The organism is Streptomyces fildesensis, from assembly GCF_016107395.1.
GTDB classification, from domain to species: Bacteria; Actinomycetota; Actinomycetes; order Streptomycetales; family Streptomycetaceae; genus Actinacidiphila; species Actinacidiphila fildesensis.
On sequence record NZ_JAAIKO010000047.1, the window covers coordinates 1 to 8,959 of the forward strand.

Annotated in this window: 7 protein-coding genes; all 7 read left to right on the forward strand. The window is 70.4% G+C overall.

Features of this window, described 5'->3' with window-relative positions; translation table 11 throughout:
- Window positions 1-506: 506 nt before the first annotated feature.
- The 7 genes from C6N31_RS35950 to C6N31_RS35980 all read left to right on the forward strand — a co-directional run bounded on the left by C6N31_RS35950 (window position 507) and on the right by C6N31_RS35980 (window position 8,921).
- Window positions 507-1,124: a VOC family protein gene (locus tag C6N31_RS35950; RefSeq protein WP_138351956.1), complete on the forward strand. Its 618-nt coding sequence runs from the start codon at window positions 507-509 to the stop codon at window positions 1,122-1,124.
- 804 nt (window positions 1,125-1,928) lie between these two features.
- A complete protein-coding gene (locus tag C6N31_RS35955; RefSeq protein ID WP_138351955.1) occupies window positions 1,929-3,002 on the forward strand; it encodes an iron chelate uptake ABC transporter family permease subunit in 1,074 nt (357 codons plus the stop codon).
- On the forward strand, window positions 2,999-4,081 hold the full coding sequence (locus C6N31_RS35960; RefSeq protein WP_244809713.1) for a FecCD family ABC transporter permease: 1,083 nt from the start codon (window positions 2,999-3,001) through the stop codon (window positions 4,079-4,081). The genes C6N31_RS35955 and C6N31_RS35960 overlap by 4 nt, the downstream gene beginning before the upstream one ends.
- Complete coding sequence (locus C6N31_RS35965) at window positions 4,078-4,983, forward strand: ABC transporter ATP-binding protein (RefSeq protein WP_138351954.1); 906 nt, start codon at window positions 4,078-4,080, stop codon at window positions 4,981-4,983. Before C6N31_RS35960 ends, C6N31_RS35965 begins: the two co-directional genes overlap by 4 nt.
- A gap of 91 nt (window positions 4,984-5,074) precedes the next feature.
- On the forward strand, window positions 5,075-5,317 hold the full coding sequence (locus C6N31_RS35970; RefSeq protein ID WP_138351953.1) for an MbtH family protein: 243 nt from the start codon (window positions 5,075-5,077) through the stop codon (window positions 5,315-5,317).
- Between the two features lie 2 nt (window positions 5,318-5,319).
- Window positions 5,320-7,056, forward strand: a complete 1,737-nt coding sequence (locus C6N31_RS35975; protein WP_138351952.1) for an ABC transporter ATP-binding protein — start codon at window positions 5,320-5,322, stop codon at window positions 7,054-7,056.
- The gene (locus tag C6N31_RS35980) at window positions 7,053-8,921 is read left to right on the forward strand and encodes an ABC transporter ATP-binding protein (RefSeq protein WP_198359096.1); all 1,869 of its coding nucleotides are present in this window, start codon (window positions 7,053-7,055) and stop codon (window positions 8,919-8,921) included. The genes C6N31_RS35975 and C6N31_RS35980 overlap by 4 nt, the downstream gene beginning before the upstream one ends.
- Window positions 8,922-8,959: the final 38 nt, after the last annotated feature.

Here is an 8,959-nt window from a genome sequence, read left to right on the forward strand (position 1 = left end):
CAAAAATCATTCACGGATCACCAGGCCCGGCGAACGTTCGTGGACAACGCACTAGGCGTGGCGCACCGGTCCCTGCACACCAGCGAACGCCAGCACGTGCGTGACCACGACCACGGATGGGCCGGACGGGTGACTTTTGAGGTAGTACTCGAGGGCAGATGTTGTGTCAGGGCGGTGGCCACGTCGTGCAGAACTACCAGCCTGGTCGATCACGCCCACTTGGCCGTCCCCTCCGTGCTCGCTCACTGACCAAGGGTGGACTCCGGTCCGCCCCGAAGGCTCTCGCGTTCGAGTACGCCACTCGCGGGATCCGCAGCAACGCGGGCTGCCTGAGCGTCGGTTGCTGACCCCTCACCGCACGAGCCGTACCTGGCACGCGGGACGCTCTGGCCCGTGACCTCCCTGGCCCACATCGACCCCTGCCATGCGCTGGGGGTGCCCCGGTGATCGGGCCGTGCAAGTCTCGCCTTGTCGGCATTTTCGGACGAGCGCAGGAGGCGCGGGTCATGGACATGAAGCTCGAAGTCGTCGTGGTGCCGGTGGCCGATGTCGACCGGGCCAAGGACTTTTACACAGGGCTGGGTTGGCGGCTCGACGCCGACGTCGCCACCGACGAGAACTTCCGGGTGGTGCAGGTGACCCCGCCCGGCTCGCCGGCGTCGGTCATCTTCGGCACCTCGGTCACCTCCCAGGCACCGGGCTCGGCTCAGGGACTCCACCTGATCGTCAACGCGATCGAGGCCGCCCACGACCAGCTCAAGCAACTCGGCGCCGACCCGAGCGAGGTGTTCCACGACGCAGGCGGTGTCTTCCACCACGCCGGAACCGACGCCCGAGTAACAGGCCCGGATCCGCGACGCAGCAGCTACGGCTCGTTCCTGTCATTCAGCGACCCGGACGGCAACGGCTGGGTCCTGCAGGAGATCACCACCCGGCTTCCGGGACGAATGGACCCCACGGTCACCACCTTCTCGTCTTCCTCGGACCTCGCGGCCGCGCTGCGCCGCGCCGCGGCCGCACACGGCGGGCACGAGGCGCGCACCGGCGCGCAGGATCCGAACTGGCCGGACTGGTACGCGGACTACATGGTGCGCGAGCAGGCCGGAACCGAGCTGCCTTCGTGAGCGCCCGCAACTCCGCCCGACGCCAGGGATGGGGAGTGATCGAGCGCGGAGTGTGCCCTCATCGGGCAGTGCACCTGTCCGGAGAGCGTCAACTGGTGCGGTGGCCGTCGTTCGATGGGAGGACAGCGCCCGCAAGGGCCGTTCCAGGTCGATGTAGCGGAACTCGTACACGACCTCGTCGAATGCACAACGGATGAAACTACCCGCACCGGGTTGGGTGCCCAATGGGATATGAACGGCAATTCGTCTGACATGGGTGTGCTCCGGCAGGGGGCTCCTCCTCGGCAAGGGGGCCTTCGCGATCTTCCGGGGGCTTGCTGTGTCGGCGGGGTCGAGGGTGCAGGGTTTGGCGGGCGCTGGGTGCGGTGGGTCTCGGGTCTGCACCGGTAAAGGCCAACTCGGCCGGTGCCAAGACCGGATGGCGGACGGGGTGGGCTTCTTTCGCTCGTCCGCCCTCCGGCTGCGGAGCGATTACGCCTCGCGACCAAAGCGTTCACGAATGCCCGTCCGGGCGAATCGGGGTGCCGGTTCCAGAAGCCTGGCGCCCGCGCCCGCCCGTCGTCCGGTGGCCCGGACTCTCCCCGGATGGGATGCCCGAGGAACCGCACTGGGTCCTGTGCGCCGGCGACAACGTTCGTTTCCGTCCGTTTTGGGTGGAGCATGCTACTTGCCTTGGGTCATGGGGGCAGCGGATGATCGACGCTTGGATTAGGTTAGCCTGTCTTAACTAAGATGGGCGCCTGTCTTCGACGGCTATGCGTCTGTCCGGCTGTGTGTACCTGTGGCTTGTGAGGATGTACGGGAATGCGTGCTCGGGTGTCTGATCGGCCGCCTCGGGCGGTGAAGGCGCAGCGTTCAGCGGGGACGACCGGTATAGCCGCGTCGGACGCGCGCCGCGCGGGGTGGCTGCTGGCGTGTGTGGCGCTCCTCGCGGTGGCGTGCCTGTTGAGCATCGCGGTGGGGACACGGACGATCGGAGTGCACACCACCTGGGACGCGTTCGCCCACTACACCGGCACCGATGAGCAGACGATCGTGCGGGAACTGCGGGTTCCGCGGTTGGTGCTGGGACTGCTGACCGGGGTGGCGCTGGGGGTGTGCGGCGCGCTGATCCAGGCGGTGACGCGCAACCCGCTGGCCGACACCCAGATCCTCGGGGTCAACGCGGGCGCGGCGCTGTTCGTGGTGTTCGCCGTCGGCGTGCTCGGGCTGACCAGCATCTGGTCGTACGTCTGGTTCGCCTTCGCCGGGGTGGCTGTGGCGATGGTGGCGGTGTACGCCCTGGGGTCCATCGGGCGCGGCGGTGCCACGCCGGTGCGGCTCACCCTGGCGGGGGTCGCGCTCGGAGCGGTGATGGACGGACTCTCCGCCGGCATCCGTCTCGTACGGCCGCGGGCCTTCGACTATCTGCGGTTCTGGGACGTGGGGACGCTCGGGGGGCGTCCGATGAGCATCGCGCTGGCGGTGGCACCGTTCATCGGGGTGGGGCTGCTGCTGGCGCTGACGGTCGCGCGGTCGCTGAACGCCGTCGCGATGGGTGACGACATCGCGCGCTCGCTGGGCGCGGACATCACCCGTACCCGGGTACTCGCGGTTCTGGCGGTGATGCTGTTGGCGGGTGCGTCGACGGCTGCGGTCGGGCCGATCGGGTTCGTCGGGCTGATGGTGCCGCACGCGGTGCGCTGGCTGGTCGGCCCCGACCAGCGCTGGATCCTCGCCTTCACGGTCGTCTGCGCGCCCGTCCTGATGCTGAGCGCCGACGTCATAGGGCGGCTGGTGATCCGGCCGGCGGAACTGCAGGCCGGGATCGTCACGGCGTTCGTCGGAGCGCCGGTGCTGATCTGGATGGTCCGTCGTTCGAACGTCAGCGCGCTGTGAAGGCCCTGACGCGCCGCCAGGACGGCGCTCCCCGGGTCGACTTCGGCCACCGGGTCATGGTGCTCCGGCCGTCGGCGGCTGTCTCGGTGCGGCTGAGCGTCCGGACGACGGTGGTCTGCGCGATCCTCCTGCTGCTGACGCTGGTGGTCGGTGTGCTGGCGCTGGGTACCGGCGAATTCTCCCTCCCTCCGGACCAGGTCGTACGCGCCCTCACCGGCCAGGAATCCGGCTGGGCCCGGCTGGTGGTGGTGGAGTGGCGGCTGCCACGGGTGGTCCTGGCGCTGCTCATCGGGTCCGCGCTGGGACTCAGCGGCGCGGTGTTCCAGTCCCTGATGCGCAACCCGCTGGGCAGCCCCGACGTGATCGGTTTCAACACCGGTGCGTACACAGGCGTCCTGGTGGCCACGGCCTACGTCGGCCATGACTACGCGCAGACCTCGGTGGGCGCGCTGGTCGGCGGGCTGCTCACCGCCGCGGTGGTCTATCTGCTGGCCTACCGGCAGGGGGTGCAGGGGTTCCGTCTGATCATCGTCGGGATAGCGGTCAGCGCTGTCCTCGGCTCGGTCAACCAGTGGTTCATCATCAAGGCGGATCTGCAGACGGCCTACGCGGCAGCGTTGTGGGGCCAGGGCAGCCTCAATGACCTGAGCTGGGACCAGGTGCCACCGGTGGCGTACGCGGTCGGGGCGCTCAGTCTGCTCCTGGTGGCGATGGGCCCGTCGCTGCGGCTGCTGGAACTCGGTGACGACGCGGCCTCCGCGCTCGGGGTCCGGCGCGAGCCGGTGCGGCTGGCGTATCTGGCGGTCGGGGTGGCGCTGACCGCGGTGGCGACCGCCGCCGCCGGGCCGATCTCCTTCGTCGCGCTGGCGGCCCCGCAGATCGCGGCGCGGCTCACCCGGGCCCCGGGGATCGCGCTGGTGCCCTCCGCGGTGACCGGAGCGCTGCTGCTCCTGGTCGGGGACTTCCTCGCGGTGCGGCTGTTCGCTCCCACTCAACTGCCGGTGGGAGTGGTGACCGTGAGCTTGGGCGGCGCTTACTTCGCCTGGTTGCTCGCCAGGAACACGAGAGGCCGGAAATGAATGCCACCCCCGCACCGAGCGACACGGCGCAGAGCGATGCCGTTGAGACTACTGGGTCCGCACAGACTGAGGCCGGCCTTACGCCCGCACGACTGCACGCCCAGGGCGTGACCATCGGCTACGACCAGCGGGCCATCTGCGAGGACCTCAGTGTGGAGGTGCCCGACGGGCGATTCACGGTCATCGTCGGTCCGAACGCCTGCGGGAAGTCGACGCTGCTGCGGGCGCTGTCCCGGCTGCTGCGCCCGAGGCGCGGGCGGGTCGTGCTGGACGGCCGGGATATTCACGGCTATCCGGCCAAGGAGGTCGCCCGGCGACTGGGTCTGCTCGCCCAGTCGTCGACCGCACCCGAGGGAATCTCGGTGGCCGACCTGGTCGCCCGCGGACGTTTCCCGCACCAGAAGCTGATCCGGCAGTGGTCGGCCCACGACGAGGCCGCGGTACTCGAGGCGATGGAGGCCACCGGGGTCACCGACCTGTCCGGTCGGCTGGTCGACACTTTGTCCGGCGGGCAGCGCCAACGAGTGTGGCTGGCGATGGTCCTGGCACAGCAGACCTCGATCATGCTTCTCGACGAGCCGACGACCTTCTTGGACATCGCCCACCAGGTCGAGGTGCTGGAGCTGTGCGTACGGCTCAACCGGGAGCAGCGCGCCACGATGGTGGCGGTGCTGCACGACCTCAACCACGCCTGCCGCTACGCCGATCACCTCATCGCGATGAAGGCCGGGCGGATCGTGGCGCAGGGCGACCCCCGGGAGATCGTCACCGCGGAGCTGGTCGAGGAGGTCTTCGGGCTGCGCTGCCGCATCATCGACGACCCCGAGACGCACACCCCGCTGATCATCCCCCGGTCCGGAATCGTGACCGCACCCCGGACCGCGACCACGATCCATGGTTAGGTTAGGCTAACCTCTGCGCATCTCGCGCATCACTTACATCGTGCAGATCGCGCCTGTTCCGGGGCGCCCAGCGGCCATTTGAGGAGACCCCGTGTCCGACAACCCCTTCGACGACGACAGCGGCAGCTTTTACGTGCTGGTCAACGACGAGGAGCAGTACTCGCTGTGGCCGACCTTCAAGGAAGTCCCGCGGGGCTGGGCGATAGCCCTCGGCCAGGGACCGGGAGCCCCGCGCCAGGAGTGCCTGGACTACATCGACCGCACCTGGACGGACCTGCGTCCCCGGAGCCTGCGCGAGCGGATGACCGCCGACGCCGACTCCGTCGCGCACTGACCGTGGCCGGGCCCACGACACCACCGGCCACCGGCGGGCGCGTCCTGCGCCGGACGACGACCCGCAACGCCCGGCGGCTGACCGCCGGAACCGTACTGATCAGCCTGCACCAGGTGTGCGAGGCGCTCGTTCCGGTGCTCATCGGCGTGATCGTGGACCGCGCGATCGGGCCGGGTGACGGGACGTCACTCCTGTGGTGGCTCGCCGGGCTGGCCGGGCTGTTCACGGTGCTGACGATCGTCTACCGGTACGGGGCACGCACTCTCATGCGGGCCCTTGCCGAAGAGACGCACCTGCTGAGGCTGGAGGTCGCCGGCCGCATCATGGATCCGCGCGGCATCGAGACCGAACTGCGCGCCGGTGACCTGCTGACGATCTCCTCCAGCGACGCCGAGAAGGCGTCGTACATCATCGACTACATACCCCGGGCGACCGGCGCGGTGGTGGCCACGGCGGTCTGCTCGGTGACCCTGCTGTTCATCGACGTCCCGCTCGGCATCGCCGTGCTGGTCGCGACACCGCTGGCGCTGCTGGCACTGCACCTGGCGACCCCGCGCATCACCCGCCGGGTCGCCGAGCAACAGGAGATGATGGGCACCGCCGCGTCCTTGGCGACCGACCTGGTCAGCGGGGTCCGGCCGCTGCAGGGCATCGGCGCCGAAGCCGCCGCGTCCCGGCGCTATGCGGAGGTCAGCCAGAAATCCCTGGCCGCCGCCCTGCGGGCAGCGCGCACCCAGGGCGTCTACAACGCGGTCTCGAACGCGAGCGGTTCGCTGCTCGCCTGCGGAATCGCCGTCGCTGCGGGCTGGTTCGCGCTGCGCGGGCGGATAACCATCGGCGAGTTCCTGACCATCATCGGGGTGGCGCAGTTCCTGATGGCACCGGTCGGCCTGCTCGCCGTCATCCCCGGCTGGATCGCCGAGGCCCGCGCGTCGGCAGACCGTATCGCGCGGGTGGTCTCCGCCCCCGTGCTGCACACCGACGACGGCGCCCCTGCCGGCCCGGCCGTCGCCGCCTCGCCCGGACTCGCGGTGCGCGGACTGCGCTACGGCACCCTCGACACGATCGATCTGGACGCCCGGCCCGGTGAGTTCGTCGGGATCGTGGCCCACCGCGGCACCGACGCCGACGCCCTCGTCCGGGTCCTGTCCGGGCGGGTGGTGCCGCACGAGTACGACGGCCAGGTGCTCCTCGGTGGGGAGCCGCTCGGCGGGATCAGCCTGGCCGACGCCCGGCGCACGATGCTGGTGGAACCGCACCGCACCGACCTGTTCGAGGGGACGCTCGCCGCCAACCTGACGGCGGGGGCGGACGGCGACGCCGACCCGGCGGCGGTGTCCGGCGCACTGGCCGCCGCCGCGGCCGGCGATGTGGTCTCGGCCCACCCCGAGGGTCTGGCGTACGAGGTGGTGGAGCGCGGGTCCGGTCTGTCCGGCGGACAGCGTCAACGGGTCGCCCTGGCAAGGGCGTTGCTGGCCCGCCCGCCGATCCTGGTGTTGCACGACCCGACGACCGCGGTGGACACCGTCACCGAACAGGCCATCGCCCAGGGCGTACGCGACCTGCGCCATCTCGCGGGGACGGCGGCGTTCACCACCGTGCTGGTGACCAACAGCCCGGCGATGCTGGCGGCCACCGACCGTGTCGTCGTCCTCGACGGCGGCCGGGTGGTCACCGAAGGGATCCACGCCGAACTCGGTGCCACCGATGACGACTACCGACGGGCGGTGCTCCGATGAGCCAACAGAGCGAACAGAGCCATCAGAGCGAGCAGAGCGAACAGCCGGACGAACACCTGCTGCCGATCGCGAACTCCCGTACCACCTGGCGCTGGCTGGGCGGCCGGCTCCGTGAACGCCCCGCCGCCCTCGCCCTCACCCTGCTGGTGGGGCTGCTGGGCGCGGCCGCGGCCGTCGTCCCGGCGTACGCGCTCGGCATCCTCGTCGACCGGGTGCGCGACGGGGCAGGCTCGTCGGCGATCCTAGGGATCGCGGTCACGATCGCCGCGGCGGCGCTCGTCGGTGGCGCCGCCACCGGCCTGACCTCGTATCTGGTGGCCCGACTCGGCGGACAGATCCTGGCCATGCTGCGTGAGCGCACCGTGTCCAGGGCTCTGACCCTGCCGGTCACCACCCTCGAACGGGCCGGCCGGGGCGACCTGCTGTCGCGGGTCAGCGCCGATGTCGCCGAAGTGAGCAACGCGCTCGTCGAACGGATCCCCGTCGTCATCTCCTCGACGTTGCTCGGCACCCTCACGCTGGCCGCCATGTCGAGCCTGGACTGGCGGCTCGGGCTGGCCGGCGCCGTGGCCGTACCCCTCTACGTGCTGGCGCTGCGCTGGTATCTGCCCCTGGCCATGCCCCGGTACGCCAAGCAGCGCAAGACCGTCGCGCGGTCGTCGCAGCGCCTGGTGGAGAGCATGCAGGGCCGGCGTACGGTGCACGCCTATGGGTTGCAGGATCGCCATCTGGAGAACATCGACATGGCGTCCCGGAGTTCACGGGATGTGTCGGTCTGGGTGTTCGACCTGTTCACCCGCTTCGTGGGCCGGGTCAACCGCGCCGAGTTCGGTGGTCTGTCCGTCATTCTCGTCACCGGGTTCCTGCTGGTCCGCGAGGGCACCGTGACGGTCGGTCAGGCCGCGGCCGCAGCGGTGCTGTTCCACCGGCTGTTCGAACCGATCGGCATGCTGCTCTTCGTCTTCGACGAGGTACTGGCCGCGGGGGCGAGCCTCGCCCGGCTGGTGGGTGTGGTCAAGATGCCCCCGGAGCAGGAGCGGGAGCAGGAACAGGAACAGGGACCGGGGCAAGTGTCCGGGGCCCCCGGACAGGTTCCCGCGGACGCCTCGCTCGACCTGACCGATGTGCACTTCGCCTACGCCGGCGGGGCCGATGTACTGCGGGGGATCAGCATGCGGGTACCCGCAGGGTCCCGGGTGGCGTTGGTCGGCTCGACCGGCGCGGGCAAGTCCACGCTGGCCGCCATCGTCGCCGGATCGCTGCGTCCGCGGCGCGGCACCGTGCAGTTGGGCGGAGTGTCGCCCGCCGCGCTCGGAACCGACGGGTTCCGCGGCCGGGTCGCCCTGATCACCCAGGAGATCCATGTCTTCGCCGGACCGCTCATCGAGGACCTGAGGCTGGCCAGCCCCGGCGCCACAGTTCAGCGGGCCACGGAGGCGCTGACCACGGTGGGCGCTCTGGAGTGGGCCGAGGCGCTGCCCGAGGGACTGGACACCGTGGTCGGCGAGGGCGGGCACGAGCTGACCGCCGCCCAGGCCCAGCAACTCGCACTGGCCCGGCTCGTACTGGCCGACCCGGCGGTGGCGGTGCTCGACGAGGCCACGGCCGAGGCGGGCAGCCTCGGCGCCCGGTTGCTCGAGGAGTCCGCCGCCGCGGCGACGCGCGGGCGGACCACGCTGATAGTGGCGCACCGTCTGACCCAGGCGGCGTCGGCCGACCGGGTCGTCGTGCTCGAACACGGCCGCATCGTCGAAGAGGGGTCGCACGAGACGCTGGTCGGGGCCGGAGGCCGTTATGCCCAGTTGTGGTCGGCATGGGAGTCCCGGACCCCGACTTCCCCTGATAATAAGGTTAGGCTAGCCTAAGTATTCGGCTGACCCTCACCTGATAGGCGGAACAAGAG

Bases quoted from the DNA above. Each gene is read 5' to 3' on its own strand.
- C6N31_RS35965 (WP_138351954.1), top strand. From the start codon at position 4,078: ATGAATGCCACCCCCGCACCGAGCGACACGGCGCAGAGCGATGCCGTT.
- C6N31_RS35980 (WP_198359096.1), top strand. From the start codon at position 7,053: ATGAGCCAACAGAGCGAACAGAGCCATCAGAGCGAGCAGAGCGAACAG.
- C6N31_RS35950 (WP_138351956.1), top strand. From the start codon at position 507: ATGGACATGAAGCTCGAAGTCGTCGTGGTGCCGGTGGCCGATGTCGAC.
- C6N31_RS35955 (WP_138351955.1), top strand. From the start codon at position 1,929: ATGCGTGCTCGGGTGTCTGATCGGCCGCCTCGGGCGGTGAAGGCGCAG.